This window comes from Leptolyngbya sp. GGD, assembly GCF_026735145.1.
Lineage (GTDB): Bacteria > Cyanobacteriota > Cyanobacteriia > Leptolyngbyales > Leptolyngbyaceae > Leptolyngbya > Leptolyngbya boryana.
In genome coordinates this window covers 103,108-128,195 of sequence record NZ_JAPQKE010000001.1, presented here as the reverse complement: position 1 = coordinate 128,195, position 25,088 = coordinate 103,108, and the positions used below count along the sequence as shown (strand labels likewise).

17 protein-coding genes are annotated in these 25,088 nt (G+C 47.3%); 16 read left to right on the top strand and 1 reads right to left on the bottom strand.

Translation table 11 applies throughout. The features are described 5' to 3' along the window. Positions 1 to 412: 412 nt before the first annotated feature. The 12 genes from OU814_RS00605 (at position 413) to OU814_RS00550 (ending at position 19,568) form a co-directional block, all read left to right on the top strand. Positions 413 to 4,339: a non-ribosomal peptide synthetase gene (locus OU814_RS00605; protein WP_268179681.1), complete on the top strand. Its 3,927-nt coding sequence runs from the start codon at positions 413 to 415 to the stop codon at positions 4,337 to 4,339. 71 nt (positions 4,340 to 4,410) lie between these two features. Next, positions 4,411 to 4,869: a 50S ribosomal protein L9 gene (gene rplI, locus OU814_RS00600; protein ID WP_017291053.1), complete on the top strand. Its 459-nt coding sequence runs from the start codon at positions 4,411 to 4,413 to the stop codon at positions 4,867 to 4,869. A 71-nt stretch (positions 4,870 to 4,940) separates the two neighbouring features. Then, positions 4,941 to 7,619, top strand: a complete 2,679-nt coding sequence (dnaB, locus tag OU814_RS00595; RefSeq protein WP_316428911.1) for a replicative DNA helicase — start codon at positions 4,941 to 4,943, stop codon at positions 7,617 to 7,619. A gap of 80 nt (positions 7,620 to 7,699) precedes the next feature. Beyond that, positions 7,700 to 8,461: a M48 family metallopeptidase gene (locus OU814_RS00590; RefSeq protein WP_017291055.1), complete on the top strand. Its 762-nt coding sequence runs from the start codon at positions 7,700 to 7,702 to the stop codon at positions 8,459 to 8,461. A gap of 75 nt (positions 8,462 to 8,536) precedes the next feature. Continuing rightward, positions 8,537 to 8,737: a hypothetical protein gene (locus tag OU814_RS00585; protein ID WP_017291056.1), complete on the top strand. Its 201-nt coding sequence runs from the start codon at positions 8,537 to 8,539 to the stop codon at positions 8,735 to 8,737. Between the two features lie 257 nt (positions 8,738 to 8,994). Further along, a complete protein-coding gene (locus OU814_RS00580; RefSeq protein ID WP_026149000.1) occupies positions 8,995 to 10,083 on the top strand; it encodes a glycosyltransferase in 1,089 nt (362 codons plus the stop codon). A gap of 70 nt (positions 10,084 to 10,153) precedes the next feature. After that, entirely contained in the window at positions 10,154 to 12,370 is a 2,217-nt protein-coding gene (locus OU814_RS00575; RefSeq protein ID WP_017291058.1) for a GumC family protein, read from the top strand. 527 nt (positions 12,371 to 12,897) lie between these two features. Then, on the top strand, positions 12,898 to 13,860 hold the full coding sequence (gene hepC, locus OU814_RS00570; RefSeq protein WP_268179675.1) for a heterocyst development glycosyltransferase HepC: 963 nt from the start codon (positions 12,898 to 12,900) through the stop codon (positions 13,858 to 13,860). Positions 13,861 to 13,925: 65 nt separating this feature from the next. Beyond that, positions 13,926 to 15,791 carry a heterocyst formation ABC transporter subunit HepA gene (hepA, locus tag OU814_RS00565; protein WP_268179673.1) on the top strand — a complete coding sequence of 622 codons (1,866 nt, stop codon included), beginning with the start codon at positions 13,926 to 13,928 and terminating at the stop codon, positions 15,789 to 15,791. Between the two features lie 36 nt (positions 15,792 to 15,827). Further along, complete coding sequence (locus OU814_RS00560) at positions 15,828 to 16,991, top strand: glycosyltransferase family 4 protein (protein ID WP_268179671.1); 1,164 nt, start codon at positions 15,828 to 15,830, stop codon at positions 16,989 to 16,991. Positions 16,992 to 17,003: 12 nt separating this feature from the next. Next, positions 17,004 to 18,143 carry a glycosyltransferase family 4 protein gene (locus OU814_RS00555; protein WP_268179669.1) on the top strand — a complete coding sequence of 380 codons (1,140 nt, stop codon included), beginning with the start codon at positions 17,004 to 17,006 and terminating at the stop codon, positions 18,141 to 18,143. A gap of 3 nt (positions 18,144 to 18,146) precedes the next feature. Beyond that, complete coding sequence (locus OU814_RS00550) at positions 18,147 to 19,568, top strand: hypothetical protein (protein WP_017291063.1); 1,422 nt, start codon at positions 18,147 to 18,149, stop codon at positions 19,566 to 19,568. Here OU814_RS00550 and OU814_RS00545 read toward each other — a convergent pair. Further along, positions 19,555 to 20,436 carry an S-methyl-5'-thioadenosine phosphorylase gene (locus OU814_RS00545; protein ID WP_190649621.1) on the bottom strand — a complete coding sequence of 294 codons (882 nt, stop codon included), beginning with the start codon at positions 20,434 to 20,436 and terminating at the stop codon, positions 19,555 to 19,557. The two genes, OU814_RS00550 and OU814_RS00545, sit on opposite strands and share 14 nt — an antisense overlap. 156 nt (positions 20,437 to 20,592) lie before the next feature. Here OU814_RS00545 and fraC point away from each other — a divergent pair, with 156 nt between their 5' ends. The 4 genes from fraC (at position 20,593) to OU814_RS00525 (ending at position 25,031) form a co-directional block, all read left to right on the top strand. After that, positions 20,593 to 21,126, top strand: coding sequence for a filament integrity protein FraC (gene fraC, locus OU814_RS00540; RefSeq protein ID WP_268179667.1), 534 nt, complete (start codon positions 20,593 to 20,595; stop codon positions 21,124 to 21,126). Between the two features lie 12 nt (positions 21,127 to 21,138). Beyond that, positions 21,139 to 22,182, top strand: coding sequence for a DUF5357 family protein (locus tag OU814_RS00535; RefSeq protein WP_017291066.1), 1,044 nt, complete (start codon positions 21,139 to 21,141; stop codon positions 22,180 to 22,182). A gap of 52 nt (positions 22,183 to 22,234) precedes the next feature. Beyond that, positions 22,235 to 23,035, top strand: coding sequence for an ABC transporter permease (locus OU814_RS00530; RefSeq protein WP_017291067.1), 801 nt, complete (start codon positions 22,235 to 22,237; stop codon positions 23,033 to 23,035). A gap of 178 nt (positions 23,036 to 23,213) precedes the next feature. Further along, on the top strand, positions 23,214 to 25,031 hold the full coding sequence (locus tag OU814_RS00525; protein WP_017291068.1) for an ATP-binding protein: 1,818 nt from the start codon (positions 23,214 to 23,216) through the stop codon (positions 25,029 to 25,031). Positions 25,032 to 25,088 lie beyond the last annotated feature (57 nt).

The window sequence follows — 25,088 nt, the reverse complement described above, 5'->3', positions numbered from 1 at the left end:
CATCAAAGAGGTTGAGGGATTCGCCCAGATGGTAACCTGATGGGCTTAATCGGTTTCACTGAGTCAAAAACTCAACCGCACGAAGACTGAATCTAGTAGAAACCGATACTTTCATAATACTATGGACGAAGAAATAACAATTTTGTTAAGATTTTGGTAACTCAATTCCTCACCTCTTGTGTTTCGCTATCAACAGATTGAGGTTTCACATCACTAGGGTATGCCAATCTACCAGGGGCAAGCATTCGCAGCTAAGGCATACATAAGTCTTTGAACAATTCACATTCAGAAAGAAGGCTCTCAATCTTTTGGATGAGGGGCAGTTTAGTTTGTGCATTTTTATAGATTTGTGGGAGTGCAGTGTGCAGTGCAGCCTGGAAATCATCCTTGAATTGACCTGCCCACATAAGATATGCAAAGTTTGACTGTAGCCGATTCATCGACCCAAGTTTCATCTGGGTATCCGCTCTCGCAGCAGCAACAAGGACTCTGGTTTCTGTACCAACTCGCTCCTGAAAGCAGTGCTTACAACATTTATCAAACCGTTCGCATTCGAGGCGAGTTTGATTTCAATGCTTGGCAACAGGCTTGGCAGCAGCTTTTTGAGGCACATGCAATTTTGCGATCGCGCTACCTCGACCTTAAAGGGCAACCCCTACGTATCATTGCTCCAGGCAGAATTCCTCTACGGTACATCCAGGCTTCTGACTGGAGAGCGTCCACCTTAAAGCGCCAGATCTTAGCTGAAACTACAAAACCCTTTCGACTCGAAACAGAACCCGCGATTCGAGTCAGCCTGTTTGAATGCAGCCCGCAAGAACAGATTCAAGTGATCACGATGCACCACATTGCAGGAGACATGTGGACATTTGATCTGTTGATTCAGGAATGGCAGCAACTTTATCATGCGCAACCTTTGCAGAAGCAACAGTTTGATTATGCTGACTATGTTCAGTGGCAGACGGAACTGCTGAGAAGCGATCACGCAAAAGACTTACTTGACTTCTGGCAACATCAACTTGCAGGCGATCGACCTCAACTTGATCTGCCGAGTAAGCCCCGTATTCTACAGACTGAGCAAAGCGGCATTCAGTCGTTTCCGATGCCTCAGCAACTCGTTCAAGCCCTGAAATCTCTGGCTCAGGCTCAAGGGTATAGCCTCTATCGAGTTGTATTGACTGCTTTTCTAGTGCTGCTTTATCGCTATACAGAGCTAACTGATTTAACGATCGGGACTGCGATGGCAGGACGTTGGGGCGAGGAGCAATTTCGCGAGATGATCGGGTACTTCTCAAATATGCTTCCTTTGAGAGTGCCCATACAAGGAGAACTATCATTTGACAGGCTTTTGCAGCAGGTTCATCAACGTGTCACCGAGGTACAAGCTCATCAGGATATGCCGTTTCAAGAGCTCGTCAAACAGCAGCGGGAAGAGTTGTTCTCGGTGACGTTTACTTGGCAGAAGCATCGTTGGTTGAATCAACTCGGTGAGGGGTTGAATCTCGAACCGTATTTACTAGAGCATCAAGGTGGAGCAACCTTTGATCTCGATTTGCAAGTGGTCGAGGCAGGCGATCGCTTTAATGTTGTTTGGCAATACAATGCCAATCGGTTTGAGGACAGCACGATCGCGCGCATGGCTCAGCAGTTTGAGACATTGCTCGAAAGCATCATTCACAATCCCCAAGAACGGATTTCTCACCTTGCAATCTTGCCCGTTCAGGAACGGCATCGGCTGCTTGTAGAGTGGAATGCAACCGCACAGTCTTTTCCATCAGGTTGTGTGCATGAATTCATCTCAGTTCAGGCTGCAAAGACACCGAATGCGATCGCGATCGAGTTTGATCAAGAACAGATAACTTATCAGGAACTCGAACAGCGATCGAATCAGCTTGCCCGTTACTTACAAGCAAAAGGGGTTCAGTCTGAAAGTTTAGTTGGCATTTGTATGCCGCGATCGATTGACTTTATTGTGGGAATTCTCGCCATTCTCAAAGCAGGCGGGGCGTTTGTTCCGCTTGATCCAACCTATCCGAAAGAGCGTTTAGCCTTACTGATTTCAGATGCTCAGGTGACACTGCTCTTAACGCAGCAAAATTCAATGACTGAAATCGATTCGCCTGTCATTGATGTCGAGATTGCACAGGACGAAATTCGATCGTTCAGTTCAGCAGCAATTTATAGCAACGTTAAGCCTAGCGATTTAGCGTATGTCATTTACACATCAGGCTCAACCGGAAGACCGAAAGGCGTCATGATTGAGCATCAGAGTATGGTGAATCATCATTTTGCGGTGATCCAGGAATATGAATTGCAAGCAAGCGATCGCGTTTTACAAGCTTCTGCGTTGAGTTTTGATATTGCGATCGAAGAAATCTTTCCCACCTTAATGTGCGGTGCAAGGTTAGTTCTAAGGTCTCCTGATTGTCTGCTCTCCACTCAGCAGTTTCTACAATTCATTGAAACCTATCAAATTACAGTCCTCAATCTACCGACCGCACTGTGGCATCAAATTGTCTATGCGCTGGCAGAACTGAATTTGCACTTAACGTCTACCGTTCGATTAGTCGTTGTCGGTGGAGAGAAAGCCTCACGATCGACGTATCTGACTTGGCTAGAAAAAGTTGGGCAGCATCCCCGCTGGATCAATACCTATGGTCCGACTGAAGCAACGGTGATTGCGACGCTTTACGATCCGATTCGATCCGGATTTGATCAAGCGGAACTCTCGATCGGCAGTGCGATCGCGAATACTCAAACTTATGTTTTAGATGCGCAGATGCAGCCCGTTCCCATCGGAGTCACTGGAGAACTGTGGATTGGAGGATTGGGCGTTGGGCGTGGCTATCTGCGTCGTCCTGAACAGACCAGAGAAAGATTCATCGAACATCAGTTTCCCGGACTTCCAAAAACTCGACTGTATCGAACAGGCGACTTAGTTCGATACCGCGAAGACGGCAAGCTTGAATATTTAGGCAGAAATGATGATCAGATCAAGATTCGAGGATTTCGGATTGAGCTAGGAGAAGTCGAATTTCAACTCACGCAACATCCTGCAATCACCACTGCGATCGTGCTTGCCCAAAATCAGCAACTCATCGCTTATGTGATTCCTCAAGCCTGTGTTGAACCTACGCAATTGCAGCAGTTTTTAAAGCAAAGACTTCCGAGCTACATGATTCCGAGTGCGTTTGTGGAATTAGAAACTTTTCCAATGACCCCAAACGGGAAAGTCGATCGCAAAGCACTGCTAAAAATTGCACCGTCAGTGCCGACCAGAGAGATTGCTCTACCAGAAACGAAACTAGAGCGTCAACTGGCTCAAATTTGGCAAGAGGCGTTGCAGGTTGAACCGATTGGATTAGATGATGACTTCTTTGATCTAGGCGGACATTCGCTCTTGATGCTGCGGTTGGCAGCAAAAATCGAGCAGGTTGTAGGCAAATCCGTATCAATGTCACTGCTCTATCAAGCACCGACGATTCGACAATTAGCAACCGCGATCGCAGGTGAACCTCCTGATTTGTCAACCGATTTGATTCGATTTCAGGCAGGAGAACCCGAGCGATCGCCATTATTTTGCATTCCAGGAGCACTGGGAACCTTTCGAGTATGTGAGGGCTTACGGGCACATCTCGATCCGCGCGTGCCCATTTATGGCATTCAAGAAATAGCCATGACTCGAAAAACAACACTCGAACAGATGGCAAGCCATGCGATTCGAGAAATGCAGACATTACAACCCGAAGGTCCCTATTACCTTTTGGGCTACTCGATGGGCGCGATCGTCGCCTATGAAATTGCTCAACAACTTCATGCTCAAGGGCAATCAGTTGCCCTACTCGGCTTGATTGGACCTGGCAATTTAGTGACGCTGCCCAAGTGGTTGTCTGTGCTCCACAACTTTCCCCAATTGCAGTTGCTGCTTGAACTCCTGACACGCTGGAATGCTTATGGGATAGAGATACGATCGCTAAATTTTGTCGATCGAGCTTGGCTTTTCTTCAAAAAAGCGAGTTGGAGCATCAAATTAGTCTTGAGAAGAATTCTGTTTGGGATACTGGAAACGGTGACACAAAGCATTGACCCGCGCTATCCCCAGTATGATCGCATCGCTCAGCGCTACCGTCCCCGCCCCAGTGCATTTCCCGTGCAATTATTTCTGTCGGAAGATGAGCTTGATCCGCCCGATCGTTGGGTCAGTTGGCGAATGCTGGCAGAAGACAAATTAACGGTACATATTTTGCCGGGAGATCATGTCACCTGCATCGACAGATCTGCGATCGCGCAACTCGTCAAAAAAATTGCTCATCTGCTGCCGCCCCCAAAAGCTGTATGATCCAATTTGCCTGCTCTCCGGTACAATGGAATATTTGTGCGGAAACAGTTGAAAACTGAGAACAAATTATTATGGCGAAGCGGATTCAGCTCGTCCTGACGCAGGACGTAAGCAAATTAGGACGGATGGGAGACTTAGTCGAAGTCGCGCCGGGATATGCAAGAAACTATCTCGTACCCCAAGGAAAAGCAACGAACGTCAACCCTGGAATTCTCAAGCAGGTCGCACGTCGTCGTGAGTTGGAAGAACAACGTTTGGCTGAATTGAAACAGCAAGCGCTCAAAATCTCGGCAGCGATCGAAGCTGCTGGCGGATTTGATATTGCGAAACAAGTCGGTGAAAACGATGCGATCTTCGGAACCGTAACGAACCAAGATGTCGCAGATGCAATCCAAGCAAAGACCAATCAAGAGGTCGATCGCCGCACGATTACACTGCCGGAAATTCACAAGATTGGAGAATACACCGCTCACGTGAAATTGCACCCCGACGTGACTTCTGCAGTCGTGATTCGAGTTGTTGCAAGCTAGTACTTAAATACTAAAAACTTGCTAAGATTAGAAATGCCTGTATATTGGGGGGTTGAATCCGCAGTTTTTGATTGGATTCAACCCCTCAATACATTCGCGCTCCTTCTACCCGCCCCCGCATCATGGTTCAAGAGTTTAGTTTTCAACCTGCAAACGATCGGATTCCGCCCCAAAATTTAGAAGCTGAAGAGTCAATTTTAGGCGGAATTTTGCTTGATCCTGAAGCGATTACGCGCGTGCTGGATATTCTGAAAACCGAGATGTTTTACAGTAGTGCGCATCAGGAGATTTATCGAGCATGTGTCGCACTGCATCAGCAGGGATCGCCGACCGATTTGATGAGTGTGACGACTTGGCTAATCGATCGAGAATTTTTAGACAAAGTGGGCGGGCAGTCAAAACTGGTGCAACTCGTCGATCGCACCGTGAGTGCCGTCAATATCGATCAATATGCACAGTTAGTGATTGATAAATATTTGCGGCGGCGGCTGATCAGTGCTGGACATCAGATTTCACATTTAGGGCATGAAACCTCGAAAGAGTTAGAAAAAATTCTCGATGAAGCTGAACAAAAGGTGTTTAGCATTACCCAAGTCAGACCGAATCAAGGGTTAGTTCCGACTTCGGATATTTTGACAAAGACATTCTCAGAAATTGAAGAACGATCGGCAGGCATGGCGTTACCAGGACTCGCTTCTGGTTTCTATGATCTCGATGGCAAAACCCAAGGATTTCAGCGATCGGATTTGATCATCGTTGCAGGTCGCCCGTCAATGGGAAAATGCCTTGCTCACGACGCAGAATTAGTGTTAGCAGATGGCTCTATCTCAACGATCGCAGAAATCTATCAAAATCGCCAAGCCCAATTACTCACCCTCAATGACAATTGGAAGTTTTCGATCACTGAACCTTCTGCCTTTGTCGATGACGGAATTAAGCCTGTTTTCCGAGTCACAACTCGCTTAGGTAGAACCGTCGAAACAACGCTAAGTCACCCCTATTTGACTTTAGATGGATGGTTGCCTTTAGCTCATGTGAAAGTGGGCGATCGCATAGCAGTTCCACGCATCATTGACGTTTTTGGGACACAAACCCTTCGAGCTTGTGAAATTAAGCTGTTGGGCTACTTAATTGGAGATGGGTGTCTGACGAAAGGTTCGCCAGAGTTTACCAACATCAATCCATTGATTCAAGCTGATTTCGTTGAAGCGGTATCTGAATTTGGTGATCTACGCGTTCAGCAAACCGATTCTAATGGCACACGAACCCCGTCTTTCCGAATTGCTTCAGCATCAGGTGGCGGTCATGGAAGTAATGCCCTCACGAGCTGGCTGAGAACACTGAATCTTTACGGCAAATCAGCACACGAAAAAACGATCCCAGAGCCAATTTTCCAATTAACGCGATCGCACATTGCACTTTTCCTGAATCGGCTTTTTGCAACAGACGGTTGGGCAAGTGTTTTAGCGAGCGGGCAGTCTCAACTCGGCTACGCAACAGTCAGCGAGAAATTAGCTCGCCAGATTCAACACTTACTGCTGCGATTTGGCATTATTGCAAGACTGAAATTGAGAAGGGTGAAATATCAGGGCGAGCGGCGGTTAGCTTGGCAACTTGATATTACCGATGCTCGATCGATTCAAACATTCATCACAGAGATCGGCATTTTTGGCAAAGAAGCGGCATTACTTCAGGTTGAAGCTGCGATCGCGGTTCGGAAATACCAAACAAATCGTGACTTAATTCCGATCGAAGTTTGGCAACAGCTTGAAGTCGCGCGGCAGGGCGAACCTTGGAGCCAGCTTGCACAACGGGCAGGAATCGCAGGATCTTCCAATATTCATGTTGGAAAACGCGCCCCGACGCGCGATCGCCTCATGACTTTAGCGACTGCGCTTCAGCATCCTCAACTTCAAGAACTTGCCGACAGTGATGTTTATTGGGATGAGATTGTCTCAATTGAATCAGTTGGCGAAAAGCAAGTCTACGATTTGACGATTCCAACAACCCATAACTTTGTCGCAAATGACATCTGTGTGCATAACACTGCCTTTTGTCTCGGTTTAGGGCGGAATATTGCGGCTCAATACAAGCTTCCTGTCGCTGTCTTTAGCTTAGAAATGTCGAAAGAGCAGATCGTGCAGCGCTTACTCGCAAGTGAGGCAAGAATTGAGAGTGGAAGATTGAGATCGGGAAGAATTGCTCAACACGATTGGGAGCCTTTGAGCAATGCGATCGGGCAACTTTCCAATTTAAGAATTTTCATTGACGATACCCCAAATATCAGCGTTGTCGAAATGCGATCGCGCGCTCGTAAACTGCAAGCTGAGCAAGGCGGCGCACTCGGAATGATTCTCATTGACTACCTGCAACTGATGGAAGGGAATGGCAGTGAAAATCGCGTTCAAGAACTGTCTCGAATTACACGCGCCTTAAAAGGTCTTGCTCGTGAGTTGAACGTGCCCGTCATTGCGCTCTCGCAATTAAGTAGAAGTGTAGAAGCTCGCGCTGATAAACGCCCAATGATGTCAGATCTGCGCGAAAGTGGTTCGATCGAGCAAGATGCCGACCTTGTGATGATGCTTTACCGCGACGAATATTACAACCCAGACACCCCCGATCGCGGCATTGCAGAAGTGCTGATTACTAAACATCGCAACGGACCCACTGGAACGATCAAACTGCTCTTTGAGCCACAATTTACTAAGTTCTTGAATCTTGCGGTCTCGAATCGATCGACCTACGAATAAAACCCGCCAACTTACTGATTCAAATCCGTGAGAATCCAGTAAGATAAGTGACAGATTCGGAATCGCTATCACGCCTACCAATGGTTGAGTCAAGACTGATTACTGGTCAGCTTGTGGAACTCCCCAAGTATCGAGTTCGAGAAAGCATTAAAGCAAAACACGTCAGCCTAAAAATGACGGTGCAGGGCGGCTTAGAAGTCATCATTCCTCGCGGATTTGACCAAAGCCGTATCCCGGAAATTTTGCATACCAAACAAAGTTGGATCGAGCGCACGATTGGACGGCTCGAAGCCCAACGGCAGCAATTGTCGATCGACCCCTGCCCGCCTTTGCCAGAGCAAATGATCCTCAGAGCGATCGACCAAACTTGGGAGATTGACTATCAGCCAACTGGCTTCTCGCGGGTCACTCTGACTGAAAAGGGCAAATCCCGCCTGATCTTGCGCGGCAGTACTCACAACGAAGACCTCTGCAAAGCACTACTCCAACAGTGGCTCGCTCATAAAGCGTATCAGCGGCTCGTGCCCTGGCTCTGGTCAGTCAGCCAAGAGCTAGAACTTCCGTTTCACAAAGCCTCGATTCGCGGACAAAAAACTCTTTGGGCAAGCTGCTCGCAACAATACAACATCAGCTTGAACTACAAACTATTATTTTTGCCCCCGGCACTTGTGCGATATGTCTTTGTGCATGAGCTATGTCACACCATCCATCTCAATCACTCGCCGCGATTCTGGGCACTTGTACAGGAAAAAGATCCCACCTATAAAGCGATCGACCAAGAACTCCGACGCTCGAGTCACTATGTCCCCGGATGGTTAGAACCGAGTGGAATCAAGGAATAAGTCGCTCTTTTGATAGGGGATGAAACCGACTCGAACTTTATACGATGCGGAGGTTCTTCATCCCCGTCATCGAACATGACCGAACCCACTGAACGTCTGCCCAGTCCAACGAACGACACCCCTCCAAAGAAACAGAAGATTGTCAATCCCGATGATCTCGTTTACCGAGGTGGCACAGATGCCGATCCCAGAGAACTCGTTGAAAACCCCGCTGTCACGCCGGAAATGTTGAATGAACCCGGCGATCTTAGAGATGATTTGCTGGAAGAAGATTAACGCAACCATGACTTTAGACCTAGGTTTTGACGAAAAGTGATCTCTATCACAGGAAGGATGAATCAAGCTTCATGATAAATTTACAGTTGGCTTCAGCCCGTAACTTTGCCGTGCTAGTTCATTTCGTGACGATCGCGCATTCATGCTAAGTAGAGATGTTCGCTCGTCTCCGCTTGGCAATATTGTTCCACGATCAACACTTTGAACTTCTGAATGCGCTGGCTCCTCAGATTGCTTGTTGTCTTATCTGGCGTGTAATGAAAGTAGCCCTAGTTCATGACTATCTAACGCAAAAAGGTGGTGCAGAGCGGGTCTTTGAGATGCTGTGCAAGCGCTATCCGGATGCAGATATCTTTACATCGCTATATGAGCCGGAAGCGTCGATCGACTTTGGCGATCGCGAAGTTTTCACCACCTATTTGCAAAAAATCCCCCAAGCCTCTCGCTACTTCAAACTGCTTGCCCCCCTTTATTACTCTGCATTTCGAGCACTCGATCTGCGCGAATATGACTTAATTATCAGCAGCACAACCAGCTTTGCAAAAGGTGTCAGAAAGCGCCCCGATGCAAAGCACATTTGTTTTTGTCATAACATCACGCGATTTCTCTGGGACACGAAGACCTATCTCCGCGAATACACCGCTTATCGCCGCTTTATGCCCGTCATTGAACAAATCTTTCGGGCAATGCGCAAGACCGACTTGACCTATGCACAAGAGCCGGATGTTTACATTGCCAACTCTCGAACTGTGGCACAGCGCATCGAGCAAATCTATCAGAAGCCAGCGCAAGTGATCAATTGCCCGATCGATACACAAAAGTTTGCGTTTTCTAGTCAGAAAGAAGACTTTTACCTCGCTTCGGCACGATTAGTCAGCTACAAACGCCTAGATGTTGTCGTTGAAGCTTTTAACTGGTTGGGGTGGAATTTATTGATTACGGGAGATGGACCTGAACGCGATACGCTAGAAGCACGTGCAATGCAGAATGTTCAATTTTTGGGGCATGTCAGTGATGCAGAACGCAGGCGGCTTTTATCTAAATCTCGATCGGTGATTGTCATGGCATTGGAAGACTACGGACTCGTTCCCGTCGAAGCCAATGCGAGTGGAACTCCCGTCATTGCTTACGGGGAGGGCGGTGTGCTCGATACCCAAATCCCTGGGATCACCGGAGTCTTTTTCAATTCACAGACTCCTCACGCGTTGCATCGAGCGCTTTTGCAAGCTCGATCGATGGAATGGAACTATCAAACGATCCGAGACCATGCTGTGAGTCGGTTCTCAGAAGATGTTTTCTTTCAATCGGTCGATCAACTCATCTTAGACGTCTGTGGCACTGGGTAAGTCGGATCTGAGCGGTTTTTCTAGAGTTTGGAGTTTCCTGAGTTTTTGAATTTAATGGAGTACCGTAATCGTGGCGCAAAGCAATATCACCCTCTTCAATGCTTCTCCGCACGCTCAAGAACCTGATCCGGGGTATGGACAGCTGTTTGGCGTACTGCTCCGGCGAAAACTTTGGTTTCTCGGTGCATTAGCTGGAACTTTAGCATTGGCAGCAGGCGTGACTGCCGTCTTACCGCCGACGTACCGCAGCACGATGCAATTGATGGTGGAGTCGAACTATCGCGAGCGGCGATCGCCTAATGATACTCGTCCTTCTTTTGCAGATCCCAACGTGGAAACCGATGCCGCAACTCAAGTGAACTTGATGCGGAGCGGTCAACTTTTACAGCGCGCAGTCGATCAGTTGAAACCTCGGTACAGCGATATTGATGTCGATCGGTTACGAAAACGTCTCAACATTGCCCAAGTTCAGGAACTACGCGGAAATGAGCGTGTGACGACAAATTTGGTTGAAGTCACTTACATCGACCACGATCGCATTAAGACGCGCGAAGTTCTCAAAGCTTTAGAGAAGGTTTATCAAGACTACAACCTTGAACAGCAGCGCAATCGATTGACCAAGGGGTTGTCTTTCATCGATCGCCAGATTCCAGAGGTTCAAGCCAAAGTCAACCAAGCAGAGTCAAATCTCGAACGATTCCGCAGCACCTCGAATTTAGTTGATCCCGAAGTGCAAGCAAAGTCGCTCGTTGATTCGTTGAAAGAACTCCAGCAAAATCAGCAAGAAAATCGAGGTCTGCTTGCGAGTTCACGGGCGAAATTTATTGCATTACAGCAGCAGTTACAGCGATCGCCCGGACAAGCAACCGTTGCTGCCCGACTGAGTCAATCGAAGCAGTATCAAGCACTTCTGGCTGAGATTCAGAAGACTGAAGTGGAATTAGCTCAGATGCAAACCAAGTTTACTAGCAATACTCCACAAGTACAGCAACTTGCCGAACAGCGACAGCGACAAGTGTCTTTGCTGCAACAAGAAGCCCAACGAATTTTAGGTTCAGAAGCAGGCGCAGCATCGAGTGAAAGCCTGTTTGCAACCGGGCAGTTAGGCGAGAACGATTTGAAGTTCGCCAGTGACTTAACCGATGCTCAGGTTGAATTTTTTGGCGCCCGAGCGCGCGATCAAGAACTGGCGCGAACCGAGCAGCAGCTTCGAGGACAGCTTCAGCGATTCCCATCCTTGCTTGCTGAATACAATCGCTTGCAGCCGCTTGTGACCTTGAATCGCGACACCTTGGATGAATTACAAAAAGCGCGCCAGGACTTGAGCTTGGAGATCGCGCGAGGTGGTTTTGATTGGCAAATGGTCGAACAACCGAAGTTGGGCAGGCAAGTCGGTCCAAGCTGGATGAGAAATCTACTGATTGGCGCGGCGGGGGGCTTGATGCTCGGCTGTGTCGCAGCCTTCTTACGCGAGTCAGCTGATAAGTCGATTCGGACTTCTGAGGATCTCACCAAAGAAGCTTCGATTCCATTAATTGGCATGGTTCCAGAGCTACCTATGTCTGAACTGATGCCGACGACCCCCAATTTTGCCTTTAGTCGCAATGCGTTTGAAGAGAATTCTTCAATGCTGCAAGTTCTGCATTGGGCACCGTTTAGAGAATCATTAGATTTAATTTACAAGAATCTGCAATTGATGACTGATGGCGATCCGCTCAAGTCTTTGGTGGTTACTTCAGCGTTAGCGGGTGAAGGAAAGTCAACGGTGGCATTGGGTTTAGCGATTAGTGCAGCACGTTTGCATCAGCGAGTATTGCTGATCGATGCAGATTTGCGTCGCCCCGGATTGCATAAACAGTTGCAGTTGCCGAACGATCATGGATTATCCACTTTATTGACAAGCGATCGCGCAATCACTCAAGGTGCGATTCAGCCTGCAAGTACTTATAGTGATTTGCCGATTTCAGTGCTCACGGCGGGATCATCGCCTTCAGATTCCGTCAAGTTACTGAGTTCTAAGCGGATGCGTGACTTAATGACTCTGTTTGAGCAACATTACGATTTAGTGATCTTAGATGCGCCGCCTGTTCTCGGCATTGTCGATGCACTCCTTGCCTCTTCTTGTAGTGACGGAGTACTGCTGGTCGGGCGCATGGGGCATGTTCAGAAATCTGAAATTGCACAAGCTGTCGGAATGTTAAATCGTCTCAATCTTGTAGGGGTCGTCGCAAATTGTGCAGAAAGTGGCAATAGTTACTATTATCGATCGAGCACAGCTTCAGTCTAATGAGACGTAAAAAACTAAGAACATTGAGTATTTTTTGAAGTGCTCAATGTTCTTTTTTTAATCTTGATTTTGTGACAGTCCAATTGGAATATGCCTTTGGTCATAGCCCGAAATCAGTTAATTTGTTCTGAATAAATGGCATTCAGAACAATCAATAAATACAGAGATAAAAATGTAATTAATGCATCAATTCATCTCTGAGAAGCCAATCGGAAAAAGCATTTTAGTCAATTCAGGTATAGAAAATCACTAATAAGCTGATAGAGCAAATTCAAAAGTTGCTGAGAGAAATCTGCATAAATAAGATGAATTTAGACTGGTAATTTTTAGGAATCAGAAAACATAATGAATCATCCCTAAAGTAGATAAAACTCTCCCAAAACCTACTAAGATATAATGTGATTAATTATCTGAGTAGTAGAGGAAATGGCAGAGAAATTCTGAACGTTTCTGAGAGATTAATCGAATTGATACTAGATTGGCTTTCAAAGATTTGATCTGCATATCGCGAGTTTACCGGATGGCTCATGACAACTTTTGATCCGCTATTTTTGCAAGAAACGCAAAGCTCGACTTGGGAAAAGTCAGAGCTAGAAACCCTGCGGTGTTCTCTGTACTGGCGGCAACAGCAACTTTTAGTCTTGCAGCCTCCTGTATCAAAAGCTGGACAGAGCAGCGATCGCACTCAGCGCGCTTCCTCAATTCGCCCACTTCGTGATCCAAACTGGCTTTCAGAATGCCTCAAGCGATCAACCGTACAACTTGTGCGAGCTGATCTCGACCTGGGAGAGCCTGCTCTTAAATCTTGGGCAGAAGCCTGTGAATCTTCTGGCAAAGCCCTGTATTTGCGACTTCCGAGTGCTGCGTATCTTCCCCACAAACACAGAGGCTGGCGTTGGGGTTGTAAGCGCGTTGCAGATTGGATATTAGCAGGAGTGGGTCTGATAGTGCTCAGTCCGATCTTGCTTGTCATTGCACTCGCGATCGCGCTGACCTCTCCCGGCTCGATTTTCTTTAGCCAGTGGCGAGTCGGAAAGCGAGGCAAGTTATTTCGAGTGCTGAAATTCCGTACCATGACGATGAATGCAGATCAGCAGCACCATCGAGTCATGGCAGATCAATCGATTCACTGTCTGCACAAGCGAGAAGACGATCCGAGAATTACCGCGATCGGGAAATGGCTGAGACGCTATAGCCTTGATGAGTTACCTCAGTTGATCAATGTACTCCGGGGTGAGATGAGTTTAGTTGGACCAAGACCTTGGGCGCTTTATGATGCAGTGCGGCTCAGTGCTGATATGCAATTGCGTTTGAATGCTCTCCCTGGAATGACTGGAGCTTGGCAAGTGAGTGGGCGATCGACTCAATTAGATCTAGAAACCGTGAGCCAACAGGACTTAGACTATCTGCACAATTGGTCATTTCGCGGTGATATTCAAATCTTATTGCGGACACTTCCGAAGGTATTGTCTGGATTCGGAGCTTTTTAGAGGCTGTTTGCACTGTATCGCAAGTTTTCTGACCCATGTTAGATCTTTTATGAGGCTTATCCTGAATGCCTTGGGTTCCGCATTATCTCAGACGAGGCGCAAGACAATGGTTTGGGGCGACTCGGTTTTGGCAAGAAAATGAGTTTTTTATCCGAGAATTTCGTCACTTTCCCAACATCGCGATTGCTGCTATTTTGTTTGCACTTGGTTCAGCCGCGTTTGAGGGATTTGGATTTGGGTTTCTCCTCGCATTTTTGCAAAGCCTAGTTAGTCCAACGCTCGAACCGTTTCAAACGGGGGTGCATTGGTTCGATGTTTGGGTTTTGGGCATCGATCGCGATGCGACCGAACGGCTGCTGCGGGTTTCGGGTCTGATTTTATGTTCCGCTTGGGTACGGGCTGGATTTAATTATCTGACTCAGATTTACACAGAGCTAACGCAGCAAACTTTAGTCGATCGCTTACGCACGCAAATTTTCGAGCAGCTGCAGTCGTTGAGTCTGAGCTATTTCAATCGTGTTTCGTCTGGTGATTTGGTCAATACATTAACGAATGAGATTGGCAGACTCAATTTTGCATTTACGCTCATCGCTTTTATTATCACAAAAGGATTAACTTTAACCGTCTACGCTGTGTTGCTTTTTACGATCTCATGGCAGTTGACGCTGACATCACTCGTTTTATTCACACTCGTTGCCATCTGTCTGTCGAATGTGAATGAGCGTGTCCGCAACAGTAGTGTTGATGTTTCGCGCGCGAATGCCCAATTTACTGCAACGGCACTGGAATTTATCACAGGTATTCGCACCGTACAAGCGTTCGCGACCCAAGAGTATGAGCGCGATCGCTTCTATAAAGCTAGCTCCAACATTGTCAAAGCGGGCATGAAAGCGATTCGCCAATTTGCGATTGTGCGTCCCCTCGCTGAAGGATTAGCAACGACCGTTTTGATCAGCATGATTGTTTTAGCAATCACGATTTTTGTGAAGCAGGGGAGTTTACAAACTGCCTCTTTACTGACTTTTTTGTTTATCTTGTTTCGGCTCGTTCCAGCCATATATGAGATGAATACGAGCCGAGTGCAACTATTGTCAGCGACGGGCGCGATTCGGAATGTGCGGGAACTGTTAGCGCGAGAAGATAAACCGTATTTGCAAGAGGGCGATCGCATTTTTACAGGGTTGCATCAGTCGATCGAGTTCTTCACGGTTGATTTCGGATATGACGCAAATCATATCGTCCTTCGAGATGTCTCCCTCTCGATTCCGAAGGGAAAAGTGACGGCGATCGTAGGTGGATCGGGAGCCGGAAAAACAACGCTCGTCGATTTGATTCCCAGGTTTTACGATCCGAGTGCTGGCTATGTCTTGTTTGATGGCAAAGATGCGCGATCGTTTACTGTGAAATCGTTGCGGCAGAAGATTGCGATCGTCAGTCAAGATACCTTTATTTTCAATACGACCGTTCGGGAGAACATTGCTTATGGGTTAACCAACATGACTGACGAACAGATTTGGCAGGCTGCGGTGCAGGCGAATGCACTGGCATTTATCTTAGAAATGCCGGAGAAGTTTGAGACGATTTTGGGCGATCGCGGCGTGCGATTATCTGGAGGACAGCGGCAAAGATTAGCGATCGCGCGGGCATTGCTCCGTGATCCAGAAATTTTGATCTTAGATGAAGCAACCAGTGCATTAGATTCTGAATCAGAGCAATTGATTCAACAGTCTCTAGAGCAATTGTCGAAAGGCAGAACCGTAATTACGATCGCGCATCGGTTATCGACGATTATGCGCGCGGATCAAGTAGTGGTGATGGAGCAGGGGCGGTTAGTCGAGCAAGGTCGATATCAAGAGTTGCTAGAGCGACAAGGGCGGCTTTGGCACTATCACCAAATTCAGCATGAAATGCGATCGAGTGAAAAGGCGTAGGGAGTGGAGAGAAAACATCATTAGGTTGCAAAACGGATGCATTTGATTGTTCTTGAAAATCACACAACGACTCAACGCGGCGGGCAGGAATTAAATCTACTCGAAATCTGTCGAGGGCTATTCCAACGCGGGCATCGGATTACTTTGCTGTATCTCAAACCGGGTGATCTACTTCCGCAGTATGCTTCATTTTGCGATCGCACCATTCCCATCTCTGCTTATGGTTTCGATTGGCGAAGCTTGAAGAGTATTCTGAAATTTCTTCCTAGCCTGATCCAACTTTGGCAAATTCCGAAGGCTAAAAATTCATTGATTTTTTGCAATGACTATCATTTTTCGTTATTTGCTTATGCTCTTTCTTCTTTTCGGCACATTCCTTATGTGTGCTATTTACAACTACCGCCGCTTAATCTCAATCATCAGCGAAAATTTGGATTGCGAGGCGTCGATCGTTTTATTGCAGTTTCAGAACAAACCAAGCAAGATTGGGTCAAGTTTGGCATCAAAAGCGATCTAATTCATGTGGTCTACAATGGTGTCGATCTGAATCGATTTCAACCTGCTGAAAATTATATTTCTATCCAACAAAAACTAGGTATCACCGACAACACTAAAATCATCTCTTATATCGGTAGAATTGACCGTGAAAAAGGGCTAGAAACTCTGATCAAAGCAACAGCAGCTTTAATCAAGAAAGGAAAAAGAATTCAGACATTGATTGCAGGAAAACCTGTAACCCACTACAGTTTTTCCAAAGGGCACGAGTGTGAGGATGAAGGGATGAATTACCTCAGATCCCTGATCGAGTTAGCCGAAACATTCGGAATCCGCGATCGCGTGAAATTCCTGGGACATCTCACCGATCCTGTATCGCTTTATCAAGCCAGCGATGTGAATGTTTTACCGAGCATTTGGAACGAACCCTGTAGCTTAGGATTGTTTGAATCCTTAGCCTGTGGCGTTCCAAAAGTTGCCAGTCGAATTGGCGGAAATCCAGAAATTCTCACTCATGAATTTGCAGACTTATTATTTGAGCCAGGGAACGAGCAAGATTTAGCAGAAAAGCTCGATCGCATTTTAGATTGGCGAACCGAAGATCCGTCTTTAGGAAGTAGATGTCGGCAACATATCTCACAGTATTTTACGCATGAAAACATGGTGAAAGGTATCGAAAAAAACCTATTTGATCTAACAAGCTGATCTAACAAACCCATGAGAACATTATTCACATTTCACTATCCCGCTGATCCAAACGCGGGAGGCCCAGGAGTTACTTGGCGATTGGGGCGAGAATATGAAAAATTAGGGCATGAAGTCGAGTTTTACTCGCTCGACGATTTACCCAAAAAATTACCACCTTTAGCGCGATTTATTTTATTTCCAGAATTCACTGCTGCAAAAATTCTCCACTCTCATCGCCATGCTGCGATCGATGTGATTGATGCGTCCACAGCAGATGCTTGGATCTGGGGACTCGGCTTACAAAAACTGCAAAAACAGCGCCCCCTTTTAGTGGCACGCTGCCACGGGTTAGAACACATAGAACACTTAGAATATCTCGAAGAATCGCAGCGAGGACATCTCAAACTTGAGTGGAAATATCCTTTATATCGAGGCAGTATTCGCCTTTGGGAAGTCGCAACTTCCATGCGACAGTCTGACCTCGTTTTATTGCTCAATCAACGCGATCGCGATTTCGTCGTCGAACAGTTAGGCGTTCATCCCGATCGAGCGCATATCGTCGCCAATGGCATTCCCGAAACGATGCTCAATCTACCGTTTGAACCGACTCCAGCCGAGCATGAACCGATCCGAATTGCCCAAGTCAGTAGCTACATCGTGCGGAAAGGCATTCAATACGGAACCCCTGCACTGAATGCAATTCTCAAGCGCTATCCCAAAATAGAAGTTAGCTTATTTGGAACAGAATGCTCAGCCGATCAAGTTTATGCCGACTTTGATCCAAAGGTGCGCGATCGCGTCACGGTCATTCCCTACTACGAAAATCACAAACTGCCAGAACTGCTCAAAGGACATCACATTAAAGTTCTCCCAACGATTTCCGAAGGCTTTGGCGTTGCGCTCGTCGAAGCGATGGCATGTGGACTCGCACCCGTCACAACCACGGCTCCAGGTCCATTAGAAATCGTGCGCGATAGAGAAACCGGAATGATTGTACCCTGTCGCGATCGTGAAGCCTTTGAGCAAGCGATTGAAACCTTGATTCTCGATCGGGCTTTCCTCGATTGCTTACGACACAACGCTTATCGATCGGCACAGCGATACAGTTGGCAAAACATTGCTCAGGATAATCTAAACTTCTATGAAATGGCGCAACGCATGAGGGCTTAGCTAATGTACACCGCTCAACCCCAACCTAAAACTCCGCAAGTCTCAGAGCCTTGGCTGATGATTGGTGCCCTTGTTGCCTTGACTGTACTATGTCTCGCTGCCAATGTTGGTTCAGTCCTTCGTTTTATTTTTCCTACTGGCAGCTTAGTTGTCGGAGCATTACTGTTCTTTCGATACCCGCTCTTTTATGTTGGGTTTACCTGGTGGTTGTGGTTCCTCACACCCTTGGTGCGGCGGATGATCGATTGGCAAGCGGGCTGGCTTGACCCCAATCCAGTGTTACTGGCACCCTTTCTCGTGTCATTTCTCGCGAGTTTGACCTTGCTCACTCAATTGCCAAAAGCAATTCGTGGGAATGGTTTACCGTTTGTACTTTCAGCGATCGCAGTTCTGTACGGAGCGTTTATCGGCTTGCTCAGTTTTCAACCGCAAACGGTGATTATCGCGCTGTTAAATTGGCTCACCCCAATTGTTTTTGGATACCACCTCTTTTCAAAGTGGCGACAATTTCCAGAACTCAAGCGAGTGACTGAGCGTACCTTTCTCTGGGGAACGATCGTGATGGGGAGCTATGGAATTATTCAGTTTTTGTTTGCGCCTCTGTGGGATCAGTTTTGGCTGCAAAATCTGATTGCAATCATGAAGATCTACTCGTTTGGAACTCCCGATCCGTTACGCATTCGAGTTTGGAGCACAATGCATTCGCCCCAACCCTTTGCCTGTATACTCGTTGCCTGCGTGCTGTTACTGTTTGCAATCAAAAATCCGCTCAAAATTGCGGCATCCGCTGTAGGCTATCTGACCTTACTTTTAACCTTGGCAAGAACAGCTTGGTTAAGTTGGTTTATCGGCTTAGTTGTGTTTATTCCATCCTTGAAACCGCGATTGCAGATGCGATTGATCGTCACCTTAATGGTGATGTCGCTGGTCATTCTGCCCTTAACGGCGATCGAACCCTTTTCCACTGTGATCAGTTCACGGGTACAAACCTTGTTTCAAGGACAGCAAGACGGCAGCTTTGTCGATCGTAGTATTGGCTATACGAATTTGCTCAATGATGCGCTGGTTGAAGTAGAAGGGCGCGGTATTGGCTATGTGATTCGAGACGCAAATATTGGGGGGAATGACAGTGGAATTCTCACCTTGCTTTTGAATCTCGGTTGGTTTGGCACGATTCCTTATGTTGCTGGATTAGTATTACTGATTTTTAGCATGATGCAAGGACGGGAAGCCGCGATCGATCCGTTTGTGGGAGCTTGCCGAGCGATCGTACTCGCGACCGTTTCGCAAATTAGCTTGAATACCGTCATGCTTGCTCCATTCGGATTAGTGCTTTGGGGCTTTATTGGCTTAGCAGCAGCAGCTCGGCTCTACTATCTGCAACCCGTTCCTGCAACCGATCCTGAGCCGTCTATTCCTCAGTAAAGTACTTCTGTAACAGGAATTCCAAGCGTGTTTTCGCCTCTGCTGAAACCTGATCTTTTGGCGTTAAAATTGCATACTTCAATGCCGAATGTGCGTCAGACACAGGCGGATTTTTGCTCAATCGCCGCACCGTTTCTAAAATCACTTTTTGAGCATTCACTGCATTGCGTTGCAAATTTCCAATCACCATTTCGACGGTGACACTATCATGATCGGGATGCCAACAATCGTAATCGGTGACTAAAGCCAGCGTCGCATAAGCAATCTCCGCTTCGCGTGCTAATTTTGCTTCGGGTAAATTCGTCATGCCAATCACCGAAGCACCCCAACTCCGATGTAAATTCGATTCTGCTTTTGTTGAAAAGGCTGGTCCTTCCATGCACACATAAGTTCCCCCTCGATGCAGCGTTACGCCTTCAAGCTGCAAACTCTCAACTGCATCGCCTAACACTTTTGCCAACTGAAGACAGACTGGATCGCCAAAAGCAACGTGAGCGACAATGCCATCTCCAAAGAATGTCCCCATTCGCCCAAAGGTACGATCGATAAACTGATCCGGAATGACCATATCCAACGGCTTCATTTCTGCTTGCAACGACCCAACCGCTGAAGCTGAAATCAGATACTCAACGCCCAGACTCTTCATCGCATAAATATTGGCGCGAAACGGTAATTCAGATGGCAATAAATGATGATTACGTCCATGCCGCGCTAGAAAAGCCACGCGGGTTCCTTCTAAAGTTCCCACAATGAGCGCATCCGACGGAGAGCCGAATGGCGTTTCGATCTGGATTTCTTCGATATCTTTGAGTGCCTCCATTTTGTAAAGACCACTGCCGCCGAGAATGCCGATTTTGACTTGAGACATATAACTTGTGCCGAAATTTTTACTCAGACTATGCGATCGCTCAACCCGCAGAAATAACGCAAAATAGTGGCGAACCCCCTAATTTTCCTGATTTTTTTAATGCAAACCCAAACAACTGCACTTACAATCTTCTTGTAAATTTGTGCAAAACAGATTATGTGGGATGTGTTGCCCCTGCGCGCGATCTTATATCAACTGCTCTTTATCGTCTTAGCGATCGCAGTCGAAGCCCTCGTGCTGCAGAAATATCTTGGAATTGGGAAAAAGTCCAGCATTCAGTATGCCGCAACTGCAAACTTGCTTTCGACAGTCGCGGGCTGGTTTTTGTTTTTCGTCATTGAGCCTTGGCTTCCTCCCACTTGGCGACAGCAATTAATTAACTATATTTTCTTTGATCTGACCAGCACTCCGCCTGTGCTGATTGGCTTAGCGTTCTTGACCTTTTTAGGCACATTTGTTGTAAAACTCCAAAGCCTCGATTGGCTCGACTTAATCTTGGAAAATAAAAAGCCAGTCGAAATCGAAGTCCGCGATCGTACCAAATTTCAAGGCAGAAAAGCTCAGCGTCAGGCATTCTCAGAAATCCCAAATCGTGCCCTAGCGGTGCTTTGGGCAAATGCCGCCAGTTTTAGCGCCATCACCTTGATCATCGCGATTCGGACATTTTCTGAACCGCCTAGTAATTTTTAATCGCATCCACGTATGGCATTCATCACCGATATTGTTAAAGAAATTCGTAAACTCTTGCAGCCCCCTCAGTGGGCATCCTGGCAAACGCTAATATTTTTGAGTATCTTTAGCGCAGTCGTGGCTGCGCTCACCACGTCCCCAGCGCCACAAATTGCCCAACGGATCATTTCATCCTTTGGCTGGCTGTTCCTGGTTTTAGGCGTTTGGTGGTTTGTCTACGAACCGAATGTCAAAAAGAAACTCACGTTTTTTAACTTATTTCTCGGACCTTGGATTGTCGGCGCGCTGATTTGTATTTGGTTTTTCGGCACGATCGAAGGCAGAACGATTCCGACTCAAGCCGCATTCATCAGTTGGCCTCCGATTTCGTCGATTGTTTGGGCAGCCCCAAAATTTGTCAAATCCGATCCCAAAACCAAAAGCCCCATCTACACGAATCCCAACAAAGGACACCGCCAAGACATCATTCTGCTGATGCTCTCGAATTTAGTCCTCAGCTGTTGGTTTCAGTTTTACTTCCAAATCAATACTTGGATGACGCAATATCCTTCACTCCGAGCCGATAACCTCAGCCGGAGCGCTTTTGTCTGGCGACCCCAGGAATTTGACAAGGCGGCAGCGTTATCGAGAGGTGCAGATATCTTGAACCTTGCCGCTCAAAGAGTTCGTTCCGACCTTGAAGGAAAACCTTGGTCAGAAGTAGAACGCTGGCTAGAACAACTCGATCGACAAGTTCCAGAATTGCAGCAGCAGGTCAAATCGCAACTGCCCAAAGTCGCCGAAGCAGAGTTATGGAATCTCAATGCTAATGTGATTTCAGATGCGTATGATTTGCAACTCAGAGCGACTTGGACAGGACCGACCTCTCGTCGCGGCGGATATGAGTTGAGCCGAATCTGCCGCATTGCCCAAGCTCGAAGACAAGGACCCGCGACCCAGTTCAATTTCGATAATGCTTCTCCGCCTGCAACCGCTCCGACGACGCCAAAACTGGTTGGGACGGTTCAGTGTGGAGCCATCACCCAACCGAAACAAATCGAACAAGCCAAACTGTGATTCTTCGGGCAAAATGAGGAATCTGATTTTCCCATGGAGCAAGGAGAAAGCAATGAGTGAGGCAGTCTTGACGATTGGTAGCACCTTCAATCGGATTGGTGCGATCGCATCGAATGTGTTTCGAGAAGTGATGCGCGATCGCATTCTTTATCTCGTCATGTTTTATGCAGGCGCACTCATCCTCGCCAATTATCTCCTGCCCGAAATCGCGGCTACGACTGAGAAAAAAATTCTGCTCGATCTCGCCCTTGCCACGATGCCAGTGATTGGACTGATCGTGGCAATTTTCATCGGCACAGGCTTAGTGAATAAAGAAATTGAGAAACGCACCGTCTTCGTGCTGATTGCGAAACCTGTGAGCCGCGCCGAGTTCATCATTGGTAAACATTTGGGACTGTCTGCAGTCTTGGCTGTTTTGATTGCCGCTATGAGTCTGATTGCAGTCGGCATTTTATTGGTGGAAAAAATTCCGTTTTCTCTGCCCAATTTGCTGATCTCATCGGGGTTTCTGCTGCTGCAATTGTCGTTGATTAGTGCGATCGCCATTCTCTTCGGTGTTTTTACAAGTTCACTGCTGGCGATGATGTTGAGCTTCGGGATATACCTGATGGGACAACTCAGCCCAGACATTGTGAAGTTTGGCAAACTGACTAAAAATCCTGTGATCGAAACCGTTACTCAAGGACTGTACTTAGTCTTGCCTGACCTGACACGGTTGGATTTGAAGAATCAAGCGGTCTATAACCTGATTCCGGCGCCACAGATTTTATTAGGCAACGCACTCTATGCATTTCTTTATATTGCGTTTGTTCTGACGATCGCGTCGCTAATTTTTTCACGGCGGGAATTCTAAGCTTCATACTTCCGTACCCAATCTTAAGGCTTTAGTTAAGTGCCCACCCTGCCCGTTCTAAGTCATCCGTAGATCTCGGTACGATAGTTGGTGAACCTAATTCACAATCTCATCTCACCCCCAGAGTTATCAGATTGCCGTTTCAGACCTTCACCCGTTCAATGATTGAGACTGCGGCATGACTACGCAACTGCATCTACATCAAACGATTCGAGGCAATGCGATCAGCGCCTCACTGCGCCAAGTTTTCACGCAATCTGATTCCTGCGCGACCAATCAACTTGCAGCCGAACTTTGGATTGAGCGCTTCTTAAATCATTTAAATGCTCGTCTCCAAGACAGTTTAAATTCGGAGCCGACGGAAGCGAAACTCTGGCAAATGCTCGCGGACGAACTCGGTCACGCCTTATCGGGTGAAATCGTAGCAATTGCCCTGCCGATGGAAGCTGACCAAGCTGATCAAGCTGACCAATTTGAGATTCAGCATTTAGCCGGATCAATGGTGCAACTTAGCCCTTCGATTTGCATCGCCCGTCATGCGATCGAACTCGAACTCGGTCGCACCTTTGAACTCGCTGCTCTACAGAACCTCCGGCAATTAGAATGGCAAAACGCTTGGGAATTGTGCGATCGCAAAACGACTTACGGCTGGCTCGTAACCGTTTCTTCTCCGATTTCTTCAACAGCGATCGATCCGATATTGATTCAACTGCGCGATCAATGCGTCAGTCGCGCGATTTCCCAAACGGTGCAAGTGATTCGCCACGGCAAAAAGACCGAAGCATTAATCGAGCAATGCCAAGCCCTGAAAGCACAAAACCAAGAACTCAGCCAAATTAGCAAACTCAAAAGCGAATTTCTCGCCAACACCAGCCACGAGATCCGTACTCCGCTCAGTTCAATTCTCGGTTTCACTCACCTGCTCAGAGAGCAAGGCTACAATCCCTCGAACTTACGCCACCAAGAATACCTAAAAATCATTCTCAGCAGTGGTCAGCATCTTCTCGCTCTGATTAATGACATTCTCGATCTGTCCAAAATCGAAGCCAATCAGCTTACTCTCCAGCAAGAAACGATCGATGTCATCGAAGTCTGCAAACTTGCACTCAAACTCGTCCAGGAAAAAGCAAACGATAAAGGGCTACCCCTCAAACTCGTCGTCGCACCCGAAATCACGACCATTGCAGCCGATCCACTCCGGCTGAAGCAAATGCTATTCAACTTGCTCTCCAATGCCCTGAAATTTACCGAGCGTGGGTCGGTCGGCTTAGAAGTTAAAGCGATCGATGATTTCATGCACTTCATCGTCTGGGATACAGGCACAGGCATCTCGCCCGAACAACAGCAACTCCTCTTTCGCCCCTACACCCAACTGAAAAACGCGACCCCCGGTGAAGGCACAGGTTTAGGTCTAACACTCACCCAAAAACTTGCCGAACTACACGGTGGATGGGTACGCCTCGACTCAGAACTCGGTGTTGGTTCTCGCTTCACGATCGCGCTCCCACTCACCATGCCCATCAATACCGATCCCACCTCCCCCCCCAACCAACTCTGCCTCTCCCCCACTCCCCATCTCCCCACTCCCCCACTCCCCCACTCCCCCACTCCCCTTAACCCCACCCGCTCCAACCACATCCTCCTCGTCGAAGACAACGCCCACAACGCCCGCTTGATCATCACTTATCTCTGCAAACTCGGCTATGAAGTCACCTGGTCAAAAGATAGTAAAGAAATGTGGCAATCTCTCAAGCAATCGATTCCTGCCGTGATTTTGATGGACATTCATCTACCTGAAGTGAATGGTTTAACGCTGACGCAGCAGTTACGATCGAGAAAACGCTATCGCTCCATTCCGGTGATCGTCCAAACCGCAATGGCAATGAAAGGCGATCGTGAAAAATGTCTCGAAGCCGGAGCTGTTGATTACGTCTCAAAGCCGATTGATCTCAATGCTTTAGCGCAAACTGTTGCAAGGTACAGCCAAAAACGCTGAAATTCTAGGTTTCCTTTATATACTGGTTAGGCTGAGCTACCCGTTTATATTTTTGAG